The 21,701-nt window shown below is 42.4% G+C and carries 16 protein-coding genes and 1 pseudogene; 6 read left to right on the top strand and 11 right to left on the bottom strand.

What is annotated here, in order from left to right; translation table 11 throughout:
- Nucleotides 1–13: 13 nt before the first annotated feature.
- The 4 genes from FQ608_RS14475 to FQ608_RS14460 all read right to left on the bottom strand — a co-directional run bounded on the left by FQ608_RS14475 (nt 14) and on the right by FQ608_RS14460 (nt 4,275).
- Nucleotides 14–1,015 (bottom strand): acyl-ACP desaturase, encoded by a 1,002-nt coding sequence (locus FQ608_RS14475; RefSeq protein ID WP_158858954.1) that lies wholly within the window; start codon nt 1,013–1,015, stop codon nt 14–16.
- A 201-nt stretch (nt 1,016–1,216) separates the two neighbouring features.
- On the bottom strand, nt 1,217–2,098 hold the full coding sequence (locus tag FQ608_RS14470; RefSeq protein WP_158858953.1) for a YncE family protein: 882 nt from the start codon (nt 2,096–2,098) through the stop codon (nt 1,217–1,219).
- Between the two features lie 69 nt (nt 2,099–2,167).
- Complete coding sequence (locus tag FQ608_RS14465; protein ID WP_158858952.1) at nt 2,168–3,772, bottom strand: M1 family metallopeptidase; 1,605 nt, start codon at nt 3,770–3,772, stop codon at nt 2,168–2,170.
- A complete protein-coding gene (locus tag FQ608_RS14460) occupies nt 3,769–4,275 on the bottom strand; it encodes a GNAT family N-acetyltransferase (RefSeq protein ID WP_158858951.1) in 507 nt (168 codons plus the stop codon). The genes FQ608_RS14465 and FQ608_RS14460 overlap by 4 nt, the downstream gene beginning before the upstream one ends.
- 238 nt (nt 4,276–4,513) lie before the next feature.
- Between FQ608_RS14460 and FQ608_RS14455 the strand changes: the two genes are divergently transcribed.
- Genes FQ608_RS14455 through FQ608_RS14445 form a run of 3 tightly spaced genes read left to right on the top strand, consistent with a single transcriptional unit; the run spans nt 4,514 to nt 7,982 of the window.
- Nucleotides 4,514–5,962, top strand: coding sequence for an aldehyde dehydrogenase (NADP(+)) (locus FQ608_RS14455; protein WP_158858950.1), 1,449 nt, complete (start codon nt 4,514–4,516; stop codon nt 5,960–5,962).
- Between the two features lie 9 nt (nt 5,963–5,971).
- Nucleotides 5,972–7,777, top strand: coding sequence for a glycoside hydrolase family 9 protein (locus FQ608_RS14450; RefSeq protein ID WP_158858949.1), 1,806 nt, complete (start codon nt 5,972–5,974; stop codon nt 7,775–7,777).
- On the top strand, nt 7,749–7,982 hold the full coding sequence (locus FQ608_RS14445) for a hypothetical protein (protein WP_158858948.1): 234 nt from the start codon (nt 7,749–7,751) through the stop codon (nt 7,980–7,982). Before FQ608_RS14450 ends, FQ608_RS14445 begins: the two co-directional genes overlap by 29 nt.
- Nucleotides 7,983–8,029: 47 nt before the next feature.
- On the opposite strand, the gene FQ608_RS14440 is transcribed toward FQ608_RS14445, so the two are convergent.
- Genes FQ608_RS14440 through FQ608_RS14430 form a run of 3 tightly spaced genes read right to left on the bottom strand, consistent with a single transcriptional unit; the run spans nt 8,030 to nt 10,754 of the window.
- A complete protein-coding gene (locus FQ608_RS14440; protein WP_158858947.1) occupies nt 8,030–8,770 on the bottom strand; it encodes a hypothetical protein in 741 nt (246 codons plus the stop codon).
- Nucleotides 8,771–8,824: 54 nt separating this feature from the next.
- Complete coding sequence (locus FQ608_RS14435; RefSeq protein WP_158858946.1) at nt 8,825–10,174, bottom strand: M23 family metallopeptidase; 1,350 nt, start codon at nt 10,172–10,174, stop codon at nt 8,825–8,827.
- A gap of 19 nt (nt 10,175–10,193) precedes the next feature.
- Nucleotides 10,194–10,754 carry a type 1 glutamine amidotransferase domain-containing protein gene (locus FQ608_RS14430; RefSeq protein ID WP_158858945.1) on the bottom strand — a complete coding sequence of 187 codons (561 nt, stop codon included), beginning with the start codon at nt 10,752–10,754 and terminating at the stop codon, nt 10,194–10,196.
- Between the two features lie 466 nt (nt 10,755–11,220).
- Between FQ608_RS14430 and FQ608_RS14425 the strand changes: the two genes are divergently transcribed.
- Nucleotides 11,221–11,859 (top strand): hypothetical protein, encoded by a 639-nt coding sequence (locus tag FQ608_RS14425; protein WP_158858944.1) that lies wholly within the window; start codon nt 11,221–11,223, stop codon nt 11,857–11,859.
- A 237-nt stretch (nt 11,860–12,096) separates the two neighbouring features.
- Nucleotides 12,097–13,098 (top strand): glycoside hydrolase family 43 protein, encoded by a 1,002-nt coding sequence (locus FQ608_RS14420; protein WP_158858943.1) that lies wholly within the window; start codon nt 12,097–12,099, stop codon nt 13,096–13,098.
- Between the two features lie 407 nt (nt 13,099–13,505).
- Here FQ608_RS14420 and FQ608_RS14415 read toward each other — a convergent pair.
- Nucleotides 13,506–13,769, bottom strand: a pseudogene (locus FQ608_RS14415) (phosphotransferase); the annotation flags it as partial.
- Between the two features lie 207 nt (nt 13,770–13,976).
- Here FQ608_RS14415 and FQ608_RS14410 point away from each other — a divergent pair.
- A complete protein-coding gene (locus FQ608_RS14410) occupies nt 13,977–15,251 on the top strand; it encodes a hypothetical protein (RefSeq protein WP_158858941.1) in 1,275 nt (424 codons plus the stop codon).
- Nucleotides 15,252–15,725: 474 nt separating this feature from the next.
- On the opposite strand, the gene FQ608_RS14405 is transcribed toward FQ608_RS14410, so the two are convergent.
- The 3 genes from FQ608_RS14405 to FQ608_RS14395 form a co-directional block, all read right to left on the bottom strand.
- Complete coding sequence (locus FQ608_RS14405; protein WP_158858940.1) at nt 15,726–17,153, bottom strand: bifunctional metallophosphatase/5'-nucleotidase; 1,428 nt, start codon at nt 17,151–17,153, stop codon at nt 15,726–15,728.
- Between the two features lie 259 nt (nt 17,154–17,412).
- Complete coding sequence (locus FQ608_RS14400) at nt 17,413–18,510, bottom strand: efflux RND transporter periplasmic adaptor subunit (protein ID WP_158858939.1); 1,098 nt, start codon at nt 18,508–18,510, stop codon at nt 17,413–17,415.
- Between the two features lie 18 nt (nt 18,511–18,528).
- Nucleotides 18,529–21,699, bottom strand: a complete 3,171-nt coding sequence (locus tag FQ608_RS14395) for an efflux RND transporter permease subunit (protein ID WP_158858938.1) — start codon at nt 21,697–21,699, stop codon at nt 18,529–18,531.
- Between the last annotated feature and the right edge of the window lie 2 nt (nt 21,700–21,701).

Below are 21,701 nucleotides of genomic sequence, written 5' to 3'. Positions count from 1 at the left end.
AAAATCGAATAATTTACTTTAACCAAGCTAACTTTATTTCATCCGGCGCTTTCATTCTGTCGGCAAGTCGCATATAGCGGGAAGACAGACCGGCTAGGTAATCCTGCGCTTTGGAGGCGACATCATTCAATCCTGTTGCTGCCTCAACGTTCCACAGTTTTACCAAATGGTCGATTATCCTGGCGTAATCCCATCCGGTATAAACGCCAATTTTTTGGGTGATTGCCGAGAACTGGTCAAAAACAGTGGGGTTAGGACCTCCTTTACCCATCAATACCGCCGGCATAACGATTTGCTTGCGCATCATCTTTTCAAAAGCCAACATGGCTCCATTGGGATCAATTTCAAAAACCTGGGACATAAAGGACTTGTATGCTTTCTCATGCCGGGCTTCATCTCCGGCTATTTGTTTGCAAATTCTTCCCAATACCGTATCTCCAGCCTTGTCAGCCAGCTTCCCGGTGTTGACATGGGAGATTTTGGTAGCTCTTTCCTGAAATGAAGTATATATAATGGCCTGGTACGGGTCTTTTTCAGACCTCGGATCAAAACCGTTGTATATCAGTCGATGAATGGTCTGTTCAACCTGCCTCATGTCAGCCCGACCGGAAAGGTATAGGTATTTGTTTAGCAAATCTCCGTGTCGGTTTTCTTCCGCAGTCCAAGCCCTTGTCCATCTTACCCATCCGGCATCGCTCGTAAGGTTCCCTTCTTCATTAATACCCTCAAGCATATTGAAATATGTTTGATAGCTTGGGAGCGCTTCCTCAGTGATCATATTGCCAATAAGGGAAGTGATAATAGTGTCAGGAATTCCCTCAGCCCTTTCACGAAGCAATTTCACTTGATCCATTGCGTCTGGCTGGGTCATATCCGGTAGAAAATCAGTAGGCTGCCAGCAGTCATCCGGATCCAATAACGTTGAATCCACGGTTTGACTGACGTAGTCATTTAATTGACTAATCACCTCTGCGTTTTTTTCTATTTCATAATTTATTTCGCTCGATTTACTCATATGTCGTTCATTTTTTACCTCGCCTTATATACAAAAAGCCCCCTTAATTTTTATCATTTGCCTGTTACGCAAATAAACAATTTCCTATTCAATTTTTCAAATTGTACATACTCTTAGAACATCAAAAGTAACATGATGATTCAATATATTCATCACCATATCAATGATAAGTTGGTTTTCGCAGGGAGAGGTAGTAGTTATTTAATAAGTCAATTGATAGGCGGCTACTTTGTTTTTAAAGAAAGTAGGTACCACCACGATGTTGTCCTCAGGAATAAACCCGATGTCTGCGGTATTTGATTCGTCGCCGGAAGTATCCAACAGTAACGTTTCTTTGCCTTCTTGAATCAGGTAAATCTCTCCTTTCCACCTACTGGCCAGAAAGGTATCCGAGTCGATTACGATTAATCCGTCACCGCCAGTTACGCCCGAATTGATCATGGAAAAGCTGCCGTCTTTATTGTATTTTTTTAGACCTTCTGCATCCAGTCCATAAAGTGTCTTGTCGGCACCTACCCGCAATCCATTGATGTTAGGTTGGTTTTCAGCGAAGGTATGAATGTCTCCGTTTTCTAAATAAAGTATTTTATTAGCCCGCATGTCGGAAAAATACACCCGCTGTCCGTCTGAATCCGCATCATTAAGAAATTGTGCCCCTTCGACTTCGTAGGTGTTTAAAATGTCTCCAGATGCCAAGTCTATCTCCACTAAGGCATCGACATCGGTGACGTACAATTTCCCGTCCATCACGGCCATACCTTTGGGTGCATTTAGGCCGGTTACCCATTCTTGATCAATAATCTCTCCTGTTTTGGATAAGATAGAAATCGAACCCACCCCGTCTTTACCAGCCGGTTCACCTTCAATATTGGCCACATAGAGCTGGCCATTACTTGGCTCATAATGAACGGATTCGTTGGTGATAAATACATCCGGGGTTTCCCAAAGCAGTTCAAGGGTTGGTTCAGAAGTTGTTTCCGCAGTTTCGGTCATGCTATCGGACGCTGATTTTTCACTTGGCCCACAAGAGAGCAATATAGCTGAAAAAAGCGTCATTGGGATAATTAATCGAATTTGAATCATTGGTTTATAGCGTTTTGGTATACAAAAATACAGTTATTCTTTGAGTATTTCTCCCGATTGGGCAAACTATTATTTGTCCAGCAAATACCAGCCCAAAGGATCTACTTCCACATGGGCTGAACTGTTTACCTCTATAGGGGTTGAGGATAGTGTTATTCTTTCTATGCCTTTTTCAGTTTTTACGTCTATAGGCAAAGAAAAAGTGCTTCCGGGCAGGCTTATAAGATAGATATTTTTTTTCTTTTTCTTTACAGACACCTTTGGCAAATCTTCGCGATATAAATACCAGGATAAAAACTCCTTGATATCCAAGTCACTATCTTTGGAAAGGTAGTCGATTAAGTCTACCGTGGAGGCTTGATTGGCATAGGTGAACACTTCTTGATGCGCAATCCCTTGTAGTAGAGGGAAAAAGGCGTCGTCACCCAGCATAAACCGCAGGCTGTGCATGATAAATGCACCTTTGGTATATACATCTGGATGGTAGGCGATGTCAGAATGACTCTCCGGTGGGCTTACCACGGGAAGATCGTTTTTAATTCGTTTTTTTGCATCTGCTACTTTTTCATGATAAGCTTCTTCCCCATCATGTTTGAGGTAGAACAACCAGTCTCCATAGGAGGTGATTCCTTCATGAATCCAATAATCTGACCAATCTGAAATTGAAACTTTGTTTCCAAACCATTCATGCCCCAATTCATGGTGTAGCAACCAGTCATACCATACTTCCCCCATGCGGACAAACTGGAAATTATTGCCATAGGCGTTAATGGTTTGGTGCTCCATTCCCAGGTAGGGCGTTTCCACAACGGCAATTTTGTCTTCTGGAAAAGGATATGCGCCGAAAAAATGTTCATGGGTTTCTGTGCTTTTTTTTAACACCTCTAATAATAGAGGTGCCTTATCTTTATTCTCTTCCAGGACATACGCCACCATGGGTATTTCATCTCCCGAAATTCCCCTGAAATTCCCCTTTTCCATATGGAATTTCCCCATGGTAAAATTGATGTTGTAATTCATGATGGGATAGTTGGATTCCCAATGGAAAGTCTTTTTTCCAGTATCTTCAACCGTGCCCTTTAGCCGACCATTGGCGGCAACAGAGTATATTGCGGGTACGGTAATGGAGAGGCTTACACCATTTGCTGGTTTGTTTTTTGGATGGTCCAGGCAGGGCATAAAGATTTTGCCTCCTTCATTTTGACTGGAAAGCCCCATCCAGTGGTCGCCCTGACTGTCCTTTTCCCAGGTAAATCCACCCGACCAAGGAGGGTTGGAGGCAATGGGAGTTTTTCCATGGTAATATACTGTGACTTTATCTGGTTTTTTGCCATCTAAGCGTATATCCAATAGGTCATTTTGATGCACGAACGTCAGGGAGTGTCCGTCCCCTTTTACATCGTTTACGATATACTGGGAGACCAAATCCAACCGTAGCGTGTCCGTGTTTTCCAAATAGCGAACCGAAAGCGTTGTCGATCCGGCAATTTCTTGGGAATTAGGGAGTATTTCCAAATCCAGATGGTAGTGCGAAACACGAAATTTCTTCTGATGCGGATCCATTGGACCTCCCCAATTCCATGACTCACTTTGTTGGGCATATAAGGATTCGGTGATTCCAGAAAAAGAAAAACTCAAAAGAAAAATTATGAAGATGAAAGAAGTTTTGGTCATGTGTAGGAAGTGGGGTATGTGAGGGTTAATTCAAATTTTTGCTCTATCAGTGGTAAACCAAAGCTGTATGATTCTTGTTCAAGAACAAGTTTGAAGCCAAGTTTTTGGTAGATGGACGCTGCTTTAGTTAATGGGGTTGTTGTCCATAAATAGATATTTTGATATTTCTTTTCCCGTGCAGTGAGCATAAATTCGGTGGTGAGTTTCTTCCCCAATCCAATTCCACGGAATTCCGGCGAAATGATGAAATATCTTAGCTGGCCCAAGTATTGATCACGATGAACTAGAGAGATAAAACCAGCTAATTGATCTTGGTATTCACAGATCCAAACTCGGTCGAGACCTTCCTTGAAGTTCCCCACAAAGTCGGCGAAACTTTCAGCAACATACTGTTCAAAACCAAGGCCAAAACCAAATTCCTCGTGGTATAATTTTCCGTGGAGATGAATTATTCTGCCAATATCGCCTGGGATTAAAATTCTTCGAATAAATATTTCATCCAAGGAAGGGGGATTTTTTTTTCGATACATACGGTTGGTTGCAATGGTTTTCGTGTCTCCAAAATTAGGCATAAAATCGAAAACCGACGGGCTTGCCCAACTAAAAATGGTTAGAATCGGGTTCTAATACAAATGTGGGTTGCATCCATAACGAATTAGACCTAACTTGAACATTCATTAAATCCATCAAAAAGATGGGCACATATTTCCATATAGAAACCTTAGTTAACCAAACAAACCTATGTCCGACTTAAACGCAAATTTTAAAAAAGCTCAGCAAGCCTTTACGGCGATCAAATCCAAAACCGTGGCGGAAAAGGCTGCTTTTTTGGAAGCCATGGCAGTTCAAATTGAAAACATAAAATCCGAGTTGATTCCGACTGCATCCAAAGAGTCCAATTTACCGGACGGCAGAATAACCGGGGAGCTGGGCAGGACCTTGGGGCAAATTAGGCTCTTTGCCAATTTGGTAAAGGAAGGCAGCTGGGTAGAAGCTACTATAGATCATGCCGACCCCGATCGATCACCTGCTCCGAAGCCGGATATACGGCGTATGTTGCGGCCACTTGGTCCGGTGGTTGTTTTCGGTGCTAGCAATTTCCCCCTTGCTTTTTCTACGGCTGGTGGAGATACAGTTTCAGCGCTGGCGGCTGGGTGTCCGGTAATTTATAAAGCCCATCCGGCCCATCCTGCGACTTCTAAATTAGTCGCTGGGGCTATTCGAGATGCCGCACAAAAATCAGGCATGCCCGAAGATATTTTTCAACATCTTGAAGGTGGAATATCCGTAGGTCAGGAGATGGCAAAACATCCCATGGCTAAAGCTATTGCATTCACAGGATCCTATACCGGTGGCAAGGCCTTGTTCGATACTGCTGCGGCAAGAGAAGAGCCAATACCAGTATATGCCGAAATGGGAAGTGTCAATCCGATTTTTGCCTTTGAGAGCAAACTATCACAGCATTTGGATGCCCTCGCCACCGCTTATGTAGGTTCGCTTACATTGGGCGTAGGCCAATTTTGCACCAATCCCGGGCTAATCTTTGTACCGGAAAGTAAGGCGGATGCTTTTTCGAAGGCTGTTGCAGAAAAGATAGCTGCCGTAAGTGCTGCCCCCATGCTGCATGACGGAATAGCCAAAACCTATAAGGATCGGATCGCTACGTTGAAGGAAAAGGATAAGCTCAGTTGGGTTCATGCGGCTACTGCCTCCGAGCTGACCCATGGTTCGCCTGCTTTGGCCAGGGTGACTGCTGCGGATTGGATAAGCGACGATGCTTTTCAGGAAGAGGTATTTGGACCTTTTGGCATTTTGGTATCCTACAAAAATACAAGTCAACTGGTACAGATAGCTGATTCCCTGAAAGGCCAACTCACCTGCACGCTGTGGGCGGAGGATGATGAATTGGCGGAAAATGTCGAATTTCTGGCCTTAATTGAAGAAAAATGCGGGAGACTTTTGTTCAAGGGAGCTCCTACAGGTGTTGAGGTAGGCTTTGCCATGCAGCACGGAGGGCCCTTCCCGTCCACATCAGATAGCAGAAGCACTTCGGTAGGGGTGTACGCAATTAAGAGATTTGCACGTCCCGTTGCCTTTCAGGATATGCCGGAAAGGTTTCTCCCTGAGGAATTAAAGGAATCCAATCCACTTGATATTTGGAGAACTGTGGATGGCGTCTTGAAAAAATAAATGTGGTAAATGACACGTATTAAATTAGCCGGCACTTGGCTTTTCTGTTTCTGCTTGCTTCAGGCATTTGGACAAGGCGACGTCCATCTTCGCATTAACCAAATCGGATATAATCCAAATGACACCAAGGTTGCGGTGGCATTTTCTAAAAAAGCCATACGTGAACGGGTTTTATTGGTGGATGCATCCACCAAGGAAATTAACATGGAGATTACTCCTCAGCGCGTTGAAACCAACCACTGGGGAGTTTTTCCGTATTATGTTACGGTCGACTTTTCTGAGGTGAAAGAGCCCGGAGCTTATTTCTTAAAGACAAAGCGCAGCGGGGTTTCTACTCCGACATTTCATATAGGGGAAGATATTTATCATCAAAAGCAGGAAACGCTATTAGAATTTATGCGTCAGCAACGGTGTGGTTATAACCCCACATTAGATATGGTCTGTCATGCGAAAGACGGAAGGAGCCATTACGGACCTATTCCTGACAGCACTTATTTTGATTTGAGTGGGGGATGGCACGATGCGGGCGATCAGTTGAAATACCTGATCACCAGTAGCTATGCCACAGCCCACATGCTGATGGCATTTGAGCAATATCCAGATAGGTTTGCTGATGAATTCAATGCGCTGGGACAACAGGGAAGTAACGGCATTCCAGATGTGCTGGATGAAGCGAAATGGGGATTGGATTGGATCCATAAGCTTCATCCCCGCAAGGATATTCTTTTTCACCAGATCGCAGACGACAGGGACCATAAGGGATTCAAAATTCCCAATAATGATAACTCAGATTATGGATGGGGATCAAACAGCTATAGAGCCGCTTATATTGCTACAGGGGAACCTCAGGGATTGGGCAAATACAAAAGTGAGGCTACAGGAATTGCCAATGTGGCCGGACGAAGCGCCGCAGCAATGGCCATAGCCGCACGCATCTGGAAGGAACATCTTCATGATGAAGGCTACTCCGCCAAATGTGCAGAAGCCGCCGAATCGCTCTATGCCCTGGGAAGAGAGAACGAAGGCTACCAGCAGGGAAACTCCTATGGCGCCCCGTATCGATATAATGAAGAAACATGGGCGGACGATATGGAATGGGGAGCTGCGGAATTGTACAAACTTACCGGCCAAATGGAATACTTGGAACAGGCAAAGGAATATGCTTTGCAAAGCGGTGTAGGTGATTCTTGGACAGTGAGGGATACCGCTTCTCACTACCAACTCTATCCCTTTATTAACTTAGGCCATTACGCCTTGCACGGATTGGTTGATGAGGACTTCCAGAAAATATTGGAAGATTACTACCTGCAAGGGATACAATACACCCTAAATAGGGCAAATTCAAACCCCTTTCATATCGGCATTCCTTTCATTTGGTGTAGCAACAACCTGCTGACCAGTCTAGCGACTCAAGTAATTCTCTTTGAAAAAATGACCGGAGATACACGTTTTGAGCCGTTTTTATCAGCTCAACGGGATTGGTTGTTTGGTAGAAACCCTTGGGGAACGTCAATGTTTACCGGCATGCCCGAAGGAGGGGTGTATCCCGAGGACGTGCATACCAGTGTTTATGTTATGCTTGGCCTAAAAGTGCCCGGTGGATTGGTAGATGGACCCATCTACAAAACTATACACGAGCAACTTATAGGATTGACTCTTCTGGATCCGGATGAGTTTGCTGCAATTCAAAACAATCACGTAGTGTATCACGATGACGTCGGGGACTATAGCACAAACGAACCGACAATGGATGGGACCGCAGGAGCAATCATTATGATGACTCATTTTGGAAAGTCAAAAGAACACAGGCATTAGTTTTTTGTTTGGAAACTATACGTTAAACAGGGAGAAAACCAACGACCCGGATATAGATGTCTTTTTTGAGGTGGAAAACGTTCGAACAAGCCCGGCACAACGCTGGGTGGAAGGCAGGTTTAAAGGAAGGCTTTTCACTCGATCTCCTTCAGGGAGAATTCCCGAAACTACACCTAAGGTGGATGTGAGTGGGTCTTTCGTGTAGGAGTGATTGGTGATGTATGGGAATTGTCCAAGCCCAATCGCAGTGAGTTATTCCGAAGAAATGATTGGTTGTTTATTTTTAAGAATATCTCTTATAAAGCCTATCATCATCGATATCTCCGACCAATCAAAGGGTAGTATGTCTTGTGAATGCGCTAGGGCATCCCGAAGCTTTCCTATATTTCGTATCTTATCGTCAAAGGATTTTCGGCTGAGAGAGGGATCAAAAAGCTTGTAGCGTTTACTTTTTGAGAATATAGACCCCAAATCTCCAAGCTGTAGGCATTGGATTAGGTCAATTTCTTCGGAACGGGATGTTTTCAACTGATAAAGCTTTCGTGCGGAATCAAGCCGCTCTTTCGATAAACTTTCTTCCCATTGGGGCAAACTGGTTCGGACTAATTCCTTTATTACGGATTCCAACACGCTGATCAAACCAAACAATCCCAGCCGAACGGGGATTTTGTCCAAGTCACTACGGGTAGCGATATGAGAAATATTTGAGTCAATGCCAATAAACACCCGTCTATTACTTGCAATAAACGGGAATACTTCGAAAAGCGGAATATCTGGTGAAAAGATTTCGTCTGGGGATATTCTAGTTGGTTTTGTATCACCAAGGTCAATTTTAAGTAATCCTTCCGGTGTTTGGATCACAGCTGTCTGAAAATTACGGTCAGCCATTTCCTGCCTGTAATTCTCCATTTTAAACAGGAGCAGTTCCTCCGCTATGGATTTTACCCGCAGATGGTTTTGGAGAAAATCAAAAAGTTCTTGTACTTCCTTCATTGCATAAAAATAGGGAATATTTAAGCAAATCAGAAGTTAGCTGACTCATCACACTTACCTTCTCAGCCAAAGATTGGTGCCGCTATCAGTTTTGACATAGTCAAAGTCTCCGTATTTCCCCAGTAGGTCGACACTTCCTGCAAAATAGCTGTGCTGAAATTCTGGATATTGCCAATGGGTTTTTACCATATCATCATCACTAATCTCTTTTTGCGTAAGATTAGGATGGGCCAGTTCGACTAGGTTTTCGGCAATGAATCCTTGTCTGTCGTCTGGGAGGCGAATTCTCAACCATCCTTTCATTTTCCCTTCCACCCTTAAAACATCATGTTTAGCCAACTTGTCCAAGATTGGACTGGTTGTACTTGGGCTTTGACGAAGATTGACTACCTCCCCCTTTACCCGTACCCAAGTACTTAAGGAGCTGGTATCGGATGGAGAAAGTGGAGGCAAAACAGGTGCGTTTATGAAAAAATGTAATGGATCAATACTCCGCCGTCCCGGGGCGTAGATGCCAAAATGCAAATGAGGTGCAGTGGTGATGGCATTCCCCGTGTTACCCACGGTACCCAATGTGTCGCCCCTGCGAACACTTTTCCCCATGCTGACGAGTTGGCTGTCTAAATGCGCATAATAAAAGGAGTATTTTCCCGAAGAGACACTCACTGTATTCCCTCCGAGGCGGTTTGTTCCCACGCGAGTAACTCTACCGTCAGCAGCCGCTACTACCGGTGTACCCCTAGCCGCAAACACATCGACTCCTTCATGAGTTCTACGTCCGCCATCCCTGGCAGCTCCAAAAAAGCTCGCTATGTTAAGATGCGTTTTATCTAAAACTGGAAAACCCAAGGTACCTTCAAAACCGATAGATATTTCAACCAGTCCACCTTTTAACAACTCTGGTTGGACCCGTAGTAAGTAGGAGGCATCCGATCCTGCGGGGTAAGTCAGTCCATTATCACTCAAGTCAGGCTTTATGGGCTTTAACTCCTGGCCGGTTCGTACCTCAAACAAATCCAGAAAATAGGTCGCTGTGGAATCGGAATATGGGAGTAAGGAAATATTTACCTGTTGACCCTCCTTCACTGAAAATTGAAAGGACGCTGCCTGGGGTACTGCTGGGTCAAACTGCGTCAACTCCTGATAAGGTAACTCAATTCTATTCGAATCCTGTAAAACACTTTCTCCAACTCTTATCCACTCTTTGACCATACCGCTGTTTTTCAGTGTAGAGGAGTTAAGGTCCTGGAGGTATTTTTCGTAGGGACTAGTGGGCCTTAGTAGTTGGTCAATCTTTGTTCCTTGACAGGAAAAAAGAAGGAGAATCAATCCAAGATATGCAGACAAATGTTTCATTACTTCAAAACGTACAAAAGGCCTGCCAACTGATGACAGACCTTCCATTCTATATATATTAGGTGTTTTAGACAGTCTTTTGCTCCTTATGAACACCTTCTCTGATTTCTTCGATTAGTTTCTTGTTAAAAGCAGGAAGGTCATCCGGTTTTCTGGAAGTCACCAAGCCGGCATCGCAGACACACTCGCTGTCTGTCCAGTTAACCCCAGCATTAACCAAATCCGTCTTGATAGATGGCCACGATGTCATTTCTCTGCCGTCCAAGGCACCTGTTTCTATCAATACCTGGGGTCCATGACAAATGGCACCCACTGGCTTGCCTGCCTCGAAAAATGACTTAATAAAAGAAATGGCATCCTTGTCCGTTCTGAGCTTGTCAGGATTGATCACACCGCCTGGGATTACGAGGGCGTGATAGTCTTCCGGATTCGCCTCACTGAGTTTTTTGTCGATGGTAACTTCAACCGTCCAGTTTCCATCCTTCCACCCTTTGATGGAGGATGCAGGGGAAATAACATGAACCGTAGCTCCTGCCTCTTCCAGTGCCTGCTTCGGGCTGATCAATTCACTTTCTTCAAATCCTGTTTCGGTTAAGATAGCTACCGTTTTATTTTTAAGCTTAGACATGATATAAATTAGGTTTCGTTAAACAATCGATTAAAAGCCATATTCCACGGCCTTACAAAAACCAAGTAGAACAAGTAGAATATGGAAGCTGATAAAGTTCAATAACCGTACCATAGAATAATTGATGAAAAAATATAATTTAAAGGCTCAAAATTTGAGTTAAATAAGCTTTATAGGTACGGAAATGTATGTTTGCTTTAGAAATAGATTTTGATATTGAACAAAATGGGCAATTATTTACATGGTTATCACTGCGAGTAATGAAGCAGCTAAACTTTTCTTTTTAAGGTGCTTTAACGTTCGTTAACAAAAGGTGAATTAAACCTTACCGATTTCGCTTGGTCTAATTGCTATAAACCGTTGAAAATTAAGACTATGAAATCGAACATTGCGAAAGAGTCTCACCGAGGGATGATTACCTATAATGCGAGATTCCATATGACAACTAAAAAACAATTATAAACATATGAAAAAGCTATTAATGATTTGTGTATTGGTAGGAGCTACCATCATAAACGCCAGTGCAACCGAAGGAAAAAGATGTGAAAATTCTTCCGAAGAACTTTCAGAAAAAGTAAATGATGAAATCGACCAACCCGAAATGAAGTTGGAAAAAGTGGGTGATAAAAAATATCAGTTGAACTACATGCAGATACCTGCGGGCAAGTTAACCGTAATCATTAGGGATGAAAGCAGCCGGATTATTTACCGGGATGTGATCTTCGCTGAAAAGTTCTTCTCCAAAAACTACGACCTATCCAATTTGGATCTTGGGGATTATCAATTTGAGGTAATGGATTCCCAATCCATAAAGTTGATGGATGAAGGGATCCAAATCATGCCCAAAACAACCAAATCTACACCTGTTGCCACCGTAGAAGTGTTGGATAAGGAGCGTCTTGCAATATTCATAAACAATGAGGATGGTTTGGTTCGGAACCTGAAAATTTTTGACAACGGAGAATTGATCCACGAAGACGCAGTGGAGGGTGAGCAATTTGGGAAAAAATTTAAATTTGAAAACGTCAAGTCCCTAAGCACATTGTCCATACAAGTTTCGGATGCGGCTGGAAATACCAAATACATTTCTAGTCTATCTCTATAAGATAAGCACCTTTAATCGAGGTCCCATCCAGAGATTATATTTGGAAATTTAAAGCCCACGGTGCAAACTATGGGCTTTTTGAATTATTAGGATTCTGACATTTCTTCATCTTACGTGTTATATGTGAGGATTTTATTATATTCACCCAATAGCCCTTCAAATTATTATAGAACCAGTTAAATTGATTTATTATCGGCATCATCTGACAATTAAATCCATTCTAACTTGTAGAAAATTATGACAAATACGACTAAAATTATACTATTGATTTTGACAGTTGTCCTTAATCACACAGGCTTTACCCAGAATAGATATCAGCCAATTCGGGAAAATGTCCCTATGGATTCCATCAGATTGAGTGACCCATGTATTTTGGCCGATGAGGCTACTTCCATGTACTACATGACAGGAACAGGCGGCCTGTTGTGGAAAAGCGAGGATTTGATATTTTGGACAGGGCCTTTCCCCGTTGCCGAAACTGATCCCACATCTTGGATGGGAGAGAATCCGATGATTTGGGCTGCGGAATTGCATCAGTATAATGGTAAATACTACTACTTTGCCACGTTTACCAATAGAGACGTGAAAATTGATACAGTGAAAGGGAATGTTATTGAACGTAGAGCCTCCCATGTGCTGGTCAGTGATAAGGCGGAAGGGCCGTATTTACCCATGGAGGATTCAATATACCTACCTGCGCACATGCCGACGTTGGACGGCACTTTTTGGGTAGATGAGGATGGAAAGCCCTACATGGTCTACTGTTATGAGTGGTTGCAAAACTGGGACGGCACGATTGAGAAAATTGAATTGAAGCCGGACCTGAGTGGGCCGGTGGGTGAAAGTAAGCTCCTTTTTAAGTCTAGCGAATCACCGTGGAGTAAGGAAAGAAATGAAATCGGAGATACCATACCCAACAAGGTCACGGATGGTCCATGGTTATTTAAAACCCAAACAGGAAATTTGGGCATGCTTTGGACAAGTTGGGTGTTTGGAGATTATACCCAAGGAGTGGTTTATTCGGAGAGTGGCACATTAGACGGGCCATGGATTCATGAACATGACCCCATAACTCCACCCAATCATGGCCATGGAATGCTCTTCAAAACTTTCGACGGTCAGTTGCTGATGGCCGTCCACAGTCATCGGGTAGGGGGCAACGGACAATATATCCGAAATCCCAAGCTATTTGAAGTGGATGATTCGGGAGAAAAATTGGTGGTGGGTAGGAAGTATTGAGGGTATTCAAGAGTTTGTTTTTCCCCCCAGTCTCAAGAGAATAATCAGCAATATCCTCCAAATCTTCATCTGCTTTAACAGATAAAAGGTAATTAGGCATTCTGTATTACATTAGGTTTTAGTTTTGCCCTTATCTTATTTCATAAAAATAGAAGGAAATATATTCCAGTTCTTTTTCATCCTTTGGGAGTTTGAGGTTCCGGTCTGCATATATCCTTTCGTTTTGAAATTGGAATTCAATATCCAAGTGCCCCTCCCATAACTTTTCGCCTTCTTTGACGACCTGATAGAAGGGGATTTTAAGGCTAGGAATATAGCAACATTCCGAATTAATCAAAAACTGTTATAAAGCGGTCCGGATAAAATTTGGGGAAAATGTGAAATTAATGGGTTCAATCAATTTCAGGTTAGAATAAACCAAGCTGTTTTTTTGCCGCCTGTAGATGCTTTTCATCATTTGTATTGATGGCAAAGAACGCATAGTTTAATGGCGAAGCGGCCTGCCTTTCTATAGCTTGCTCGTATAGTTTATCCCACGTTTTGCCTCCCATTTGCTCATATATACTGATCAGTTCTTTCAAACTTTCTTCCCCAAAAACTGCACAATGACCGGAAAAATCCATGGCGGGGTCACTTACTTGCCCCTCAGACCAATCGATTATCCCACTTATTTATTTTGCAATTGTATGATAAGTATCGACACTATCCGTAGCTAAATAGTTCATTTTTAAAATCTTATGCTAAAATAATTATATTAAAAGTCTCGGATTAATTTCTTTTTTTTTATAAATTTCTTCTCTGCACTGCCATTATAAATCTATTTGTTGATTTTCTGTTTCTATATTTTCTTAGTATTTCCCACCTACTAACCAAAAGTCATGAAAACTAAAAAGAAGTTATTAGCTAAAACGTGGCGGATGGCCCCTATGTGGGCTATTCTTACAGTTATCTTTGTCGTATCCTGTCACGATAGAACGTTTTGGGATCCAGAAATAAGAAATCCACGCACCTTGGATTACGAGGAAATTGAACCCGGAACTTTTGTTGGGGAACATGGAGGAGCGAAATGGCAGCTAAGCCTGCCCAATCCTATTATCTGGAATTCCTTGCCAAAAAGGTATTTGTTCTTTTATGCACATGGTATTGTTGACCCGGTTCCCTATGAACCTGTAAAACTGCCTGAAGATAAGATAGGAGGGGTATCCGTCGAAGATATTTTAAATGGCAAGGGAATTGGATATGCGAGTTCCAGTTACCGGGATAATGGGCTTGTGGTTTTGGAAGCAGTGGAGGATATGAAAAAATTGGCGGATTTGACACGGCTTTTTTTTAAAATCCGTCCCGATTATTCCGCTCCGGATATCTTATTCATAGGAGGTCCCTCCGAAGGGGGGCTTGTGACTGTAAAGACAATTGAGAAATACGGCTATCTTTTTGATGGTGGTATTTCCATTTGTGCCCCGATTGGAAGTTTTCAAAAACAATTACAGTACAACGGGAATTTTCACGTATTATTCAATTACTTTTTCGGAGCGGAACTTATGGCTGAAGGTATTGATCTTGGAAACCCCAAAGATGGGGTGCATCCTGATATAACGCGTGCATGGAAGTCCGGGGAGTTGCAACAAAAGATCATTTTGATAATGCAGAATCATCCTACAAAGGTCTTGGAGTTGATGAAAACTGCAAAAGCTACAGTGGATTATACGAATCCTGTGGCAGTGGGTACCGCTGTTCTTGAGCTGTTAAGGTTTAACATGATGTTTAGCGAGAACGCCCGAATTGTATTTAAAGGAGTTCCGTTCAACAATTGGAAAGAAGTTTACTCCGGATCATCGGATGATAGAAAATTAAATAGAGAAATACAGCGGATTAACGAACCTGATTATCCCAGGGTGAGGTTCAATATATGGAGATACGAAACCTCGGGCACACTTATTGATTTTCCCCTGGTAACTATTCATACTACCGGGGATTATATAATTCCCTTCTGGCATGACCAGCTTTACGCTTCCAAAATCTTTCCTCCTCGGAGTAAAAGGTTGCACAAAAGCATTTCTGTAAACAATTTTGGACATTCTACCATTTTTATCGAGAATGTTGAAGAAGCCTTGGCTTACCTGATCGGAGTAACTTCTGCCAGCCAACGCTAAATGGGGGAAATGGGCTATTAAGTAAATTCGAAACATATATGAATAGCCTGCTGAACATCTTCTGCAGGCTATTTTATGGGCCCTAGATGGCGTCAATTATTTGGTGCAGTTAAAGAGCGGGAGTATATGTATGGTGTCCAAAAAGAGATGGAATTTGAATGGAGTGCTCGCCTGTAATCAAGCAGAAGTTTGAGGCCGAAGCACTCAATGCCTAAAAAGTAGGGAATAGGCTTTCAAAATGAGAAATGTGAAATTTTGATTTTCAGAAATCCTTGGACAATAAATCTTGTTTTTAATAAAGGTCTTTTTATACGGCTTGTTTTCATTTTATAATAAATTTAAATCCTTCTTTAAATTACTTATCATAATTAAAAGCCTGCTAAATATTTTTAAAACTTAACAATATTTTGAATTGTTTTTCTCTTTTACTGGAACTAAAATTCTATTCTACGTACGAGTGCCGCTGCCCTTTTATTACACCAATGCAAATAAGTTATCATCATTAACGTCGAATTTTGGGTGTGCCTTCAGGAATTCCGCCATCGCTTCAATGGCCTTGATATCCATTACCTTTCTGTTTTTTCCAATATTTTTTGGAACACCTTGTGAAGTCACAAAACTCACTTTATAAATTTCTTTGGGGTTGAGATGCTTTCCGCCAAAATATATTTCCTGAATACGATGCCCCACCGGGTTTTCAATGCGAAGGTTTACGCGTAAACCTGAACACCTTTTAACATATCCGCCCATCTGCTTCATCGGGTCTGATGAAAAAGTTCGTTCAAGGTTTTCCTCCAGCATATCAATAATTTCCTGTCCAGTCAAATCTACTGTGGAAACAGGTGGATCCATTGGAATGATATTGAACAAATCTTCTTCTGTGATATTACCTTTTTCTATAGGTGCACCATAGCGCCATCCATTTGAAAATGAGATTTCAGTACCACTTACATACTTAATAGCATTCAATAGAAAATTATCCATAGATGAATTCATGGTATTATACCTATGCAATGTCACTTCTGTACTACCGATCAGATTATTTTTTACGGCTTCATACGGTTGTAATATGGTATGGATTATCTTTTCCATTTCGGCATCAGGAGAAATGTGATTCCCTACTTTTAATAAATCATATTCATGGCCAGTAATTCGTTTGTCTTCTATCTTTAATTTTAAATGGCCCAGAAACGATCCGTGGCAACCGCACTGAATGACTATGGATTTATTCACCAAAACAGGTTCATATAGACGATTGTGTGTATGGGCACTCAAACAAACATCTATGCCTTCAACTTGCTTAAGCATATGCATGTCCTGAGGAAATCCATTGTGAGACAACAAGAAGATAATATCAACTTTATCGTTCTTTAGCTGCTTTATGTATCCAGGTAATTCATCAATTCCATCGGTGATTTTTAGCCCTTCACTAAATTCTGAAGGCATTGTTTTATCAATAATATTAGAACAAACACCAATCACCCCAATTTTCAGGTTTTCCTTTTGTATTGTTATAAAAGGCTGAAGAAAAAGACTCCCATCCATATTGTAAACATTTATTCCCAGCATCGAATAACTCAGCTTCGACAACAAATTTTTAAGTTGCTTAGGTCCATATGCAAAATCCCAATGACCTACCATGGCATTGAAAGAAAGTTCATTTAGCACCGGTATAACCGCCTCACCCTTAGAACTTACTAAGGGTAATGTTCCGTGAAAAGTATCCCCTCCATCGAATAATAAAGTTGAATTATTTTTTTGTCTAATTCCCTTAATCAACGTTGAAATGCGGGAATACCCTCCAACAGTTTCAGTAAATTCTCGTTGGTTATTGTAGAACAATTCTTTGTGCGGTTCTAAATAACCATGCACATCATTTAGATAAACTATATTTAATTCCATGTTATATTTTTTTTAGGTTGAGTTATAGTAGATTCCGGAAACAAAAACACTTTTTCCTGATTTATATTTTTTGAGGTTTATCCATTTTTACCCTAACAATTTTAGATCCAAAAATGGAAAAATGTCACAACAGATTATGTTGTCAAAATACAAGTCAAGTGATTTTTCCCCATGTCAAAAATTATATAAACCCTCTAAATAACAAGAATGGTCATTATTTAGAGGATTTATACATTTGGTTCCAATTAACTTGGGTTCATTAGTTAATAATCCCTTCTTTGATTTCTTCAGATGGTTTTAAAAGGATGTTATCATTGGATGAAAGATTACCAAACACCTCTGTCAGGCTATCCAACCGTATGCCTTCTTTAACGGCAATACGTTGCATTTTCTTTTCATTCAAGGTCATAATGTAAGTTCCCCTCTGCGTACTGAGGACACTTTGAGTAGGTACCCAATAGGAAGAGTTTTTGCGTTGTAACTTTAGTTTCACTTGTGCATAATCACCGCCCTGCAGTTCCCCAGAAGGGTTTTCTACATCAAACTCCAAGGTTAGCGACCGGTCCTGCTGGTCCAGTAAACCCGATGTACGGGACAAGGCCGCAGGAAACGTTTTTCCCGGTTGCGAACTGACGGTAAAAGTGGCTTGCATTCCCTTTTTAACGGATGCAGCATGTTTTTCGGGAAGGGATAATGTTAAACGTAGCTTGTTTCCCTGAGCCATCATAAACAAAGGAAGATTGGCACCTGTACCTACCAATGCGCCTACTGAAATATTTCTATTCGTTATTACCCCATCAAAAGGTGCAGTGATGCGGAGATATTGCTGTAGTTGTGAAGAGTGCGCCGAGCCTGCCTTGGAGGCATTGTACGTAGCTTCGGCACTTTCCATTAAACTCTTTGCTCTTTCCAGTTCAATAGCAGCAACGGCTCCTTCTGTTTTCGAGGCAGAGACCAAACGCTCATATGCCTGTATCGCAAATTGGAAATCGCCGTATAACTTTTGCTCGGTTGATTTGTCCGAAAGGTATGTCTGATTCATTTCAGGAGCTTCCAATACAGCCAAGAGTTGCCCTTTTCGAACATAATCTCCCCGGTCCACGAGTAACTGCTTTACAAAACCACTTACTCTGGCATGTACTTCTACCTGTTCGAACGGTTTCAGTTCTGCCGGAACTGATATTTCATATTCCGGATTGATGAACTTTACGGGGACTGTAGGATATGAAATTGTCTTCACCACACTTTTCTGTGTCACTTCCGTTTTTTCATCGGGTGAAGAACATGCTGCGGACACCAATACCAGAACTGTGGCCATTGCCAATAATGACTTATTTCTTAAAATTATATGATTCATCTTTTTAGGAATTATGTTTTATGATATTGCTTTTTCTAAATAATACTTGCTCTCTTCATCATCAGGGTCCAAAGACGGACTAATGTTGCCTGTCTTTGACATCATGGAAGAAAAGAAATGCGGAAGAAGCAGTAAAATGGTTGCGGTAGATGCCAGAAGACCGCCAATAACAGCCCTCGCCAATGGGGCAACCTGTTCGGCACCATCTCCCCAACCAATAGCCATGGGCAACATCCCTGCAACCATGGCAGTGGCAGTCATCAATACCGGTCTCAACCTGGAGGAAGCTGCCAGTCTTGCAGCATTTACGGGTTTCAAAGCTAAATTTCTTCTGTAAAATTCAGCTTGGTTTACCAGTAGGACAGCATTCGATACCGAGACTCCAATGGACATGATAATTCCCATGTAGGATTGAAGATTGAGCGTACTACTCGTCAGAAAGAGAATGGTAAGACTTCCGGCAATAACCGCGGGTACCACGGCCAGTATAATCATAGGCACTTTGAACGACTGGTAGTATGCCGACAGCATAAGGAAAATTGCAATAATAGCGACACCCAAACCAGCCAAGAGGCTGCCTAATGTATCATCAAGAAGCTGTAGGGTCCCTTCTGTCCATATTGTAGTTCCACGCGGTGGTTCCCCTGCCTCTTTTATAGCAGTTTTTACTGCCCGAGAAGCTGTGCCCAAATCCTTGCCATAGACGTTGGCTATGACAGTTACATAACGGTTTGGACCTTTACGGTTTACCTGAGCTGGGGCAGTGACCCTTCGGATAGTTGCGACATCTTCCAATACGGGGCGTATGCTTCCTTTTTTCAAAGGCAGAGACCGCAATTTTTCTTCTGAAGACATAATTGACTCCGGTATCTGTACCTGAACCTGGAAGACCAACCCTGACTTGGGATCAACCCAGAGGTTTTTGTCTGTAAATCTGGTGGACGAAGTTGCGGTTACAAGGCTCCGTGTAATTTCCTGCATGGTCAGTCCAAACTGTCCGGCAAGGTCACGGTCTACCTCGATTTCCAAATTTGGATAGGCAACGGGTTCGACTATTCTGACATCCCTCAAAAAGGGAACATTTTTCAGATTGGCTTCAATCTTCGAGGCATGGGCATGAGCTTCTAATACCTGACGAGCACCTACTTTGACTTCAATAGGTGTCATGGCTCCCTGTCCCATTATTTTTTCGGTCAGCTCCGTAGGCTCAAAATTGAACTGGGATTCGGGATGATTTTGAGCAATTACATTTCTGATTTTCTCTTTCAAATCCTCCATTGAACCATCATAAATCTCTTGATCTACAGACACCTGTAAGACAGCTTCATGTGAAGCATTGGTGAAAAGAAAAATGGCATTGATTGGTGAGCCAGCGGGGTGCATTCCAACAAAGGCTGAGGTGATGATAATGCCGTTTTCAGGAATCTGCTCTTTGATATCCTCTGTAATATCCCGAACAAGTTTCTCGGTTACCTCAAGCCTGCTGCCTTGTGGTGCCTGTATCCGCAGCTGAAAATCCCCACTATTTGAAACCGGCATGACATCAGTACCTACAACGGTTAACAGCAATGCTGATAAACCACCAGCTACCACAACATACATGATAAACAGGGAAAGCGATTTTTTTGAATACTTACGCATCCTGTAGGAATAATTCACCCTGAACTTTTCAAAGAAAGCTCGTTTCCTTGGGATGTTAGCGACCTCATGGTGTTTGTTCTTCATCATCCAATTGGCCAGTATGGGTACAAAAGTCTGTGATGCCAAAAAAGAGGCAATCATAGCAAATGCAACAGCCATGGATAAAGGCATGAACATATCTCTTGGGAGGCCGGTCATGACAAAGGCCGGGGTCAAAACAGCAAGGATACAGAACAATATCAATAGTTTGGGAGTGGAGATTTCCAGCAGTGCATCCACGATGGCGCGTTGCTTGCCCTTCTTCATTTCCATGTGCTGATGAATGTTTTCTATCGTCACCGTCGCTTCATCCACAAGGATTCCTATCGATAAAGCCAAGCCACTCAATGTCATGATATTGATAGTTTGACCGAAAAGGTAAAGAACCATAACAGCTGAAAGAACAGCGATCGGGATAGTCAATACGACTATTAAAGCCCCACGGGTATCGCCCAAAAACAAGAGTATGATCAAGCCCGTGAAAACAGCACCCAAAATTCCCTCATGAATAAGGTTGGATAGTGACCTTTCGATATAGGTAGACTGATCAAACTCGTAACGAATATTGACATCTTCCGGCAATTGATTCTTCAACATGGGAAGAGCCGATTTAAGGTTCTGCACTGCGTCAAGCGTTGAGGCATCAGCTTTTTTGATGATCGGAAGATAAACCGACCGTTTGCCATTGATCAATGCATATCCGGCAGTCTGGTCGGCGGCATCTTCTACCCTGGCAACATCCCTGACATATACGGTGCGATTGTCACCCGTTTTAATAGGTGTGTTTAAGAATTCTTCAGGGCTCTTTGCGAGGGAGTTAAGTGGAGCCATCAGGTTTTCATCCCCGATTCTAATATTTCCTGCGGGAGAGGGAAGACTACTTTTCGTAATTGCAACAGTTATATCCTCGGGACTCAGCCCGTTTGCCTGCATTGCTTCGGGATCAACGTTGATCACAATCGATCGAATATTTCCACCGAACGGAGCCGGAGCGGTGATACCGGGTATCTCCACAAACATTGGTCTAATTCTGGTCAGCACCAGTGTCTGTATTTCATTGACTGACCGCTGATCGCTTTCAAAGATTAGTTGCCCAACGGGAAGTGAACTTCCGTCAAAACGAACTACGATCGGGGGAACAGCTCCGGATGGCAGGAATCCCATTGCCCTTGAAACCGATGTAGAAACTTCACCTGCTGCCTGCGACATATTGGTCCCGGGATAAAAGGTAAGTTTCATCAGAGTCAAACCCTGGATACTTTTAAAATCAATATTCTTTACTCCACCTACAAATAGCAAGACCTTTTGGAACTCGTTGGCCATAAAACCATCCATATAGGATGGGGATAATCCTCCATAAGGCATTGCGATGTACATCGCCGGTAATTCCACCTCAGGAAAAATATCTACGTTGATTTTACTTATCGTGCTATAGGAAAAGACAGCTATTGCCAGCACCATCACCATTATGGCTATGGGCTTCCTTAATGCAAATCTTATGATGTTCATGC

Source organism: Lunatibacter salilacus (assembly GCF_009797935.1).
Classification (GTDB): Bacteria; Bacteroidota; Bacteroidia; order Cytophagales; family Cyclobacteriaceae; genus Lunatibacter; species Lunatibacter salilacus.
Note: the sequence above shows the minus strand (reverse complement) of the source record. Positions and strands in the feature narration are given on the sequence as shown.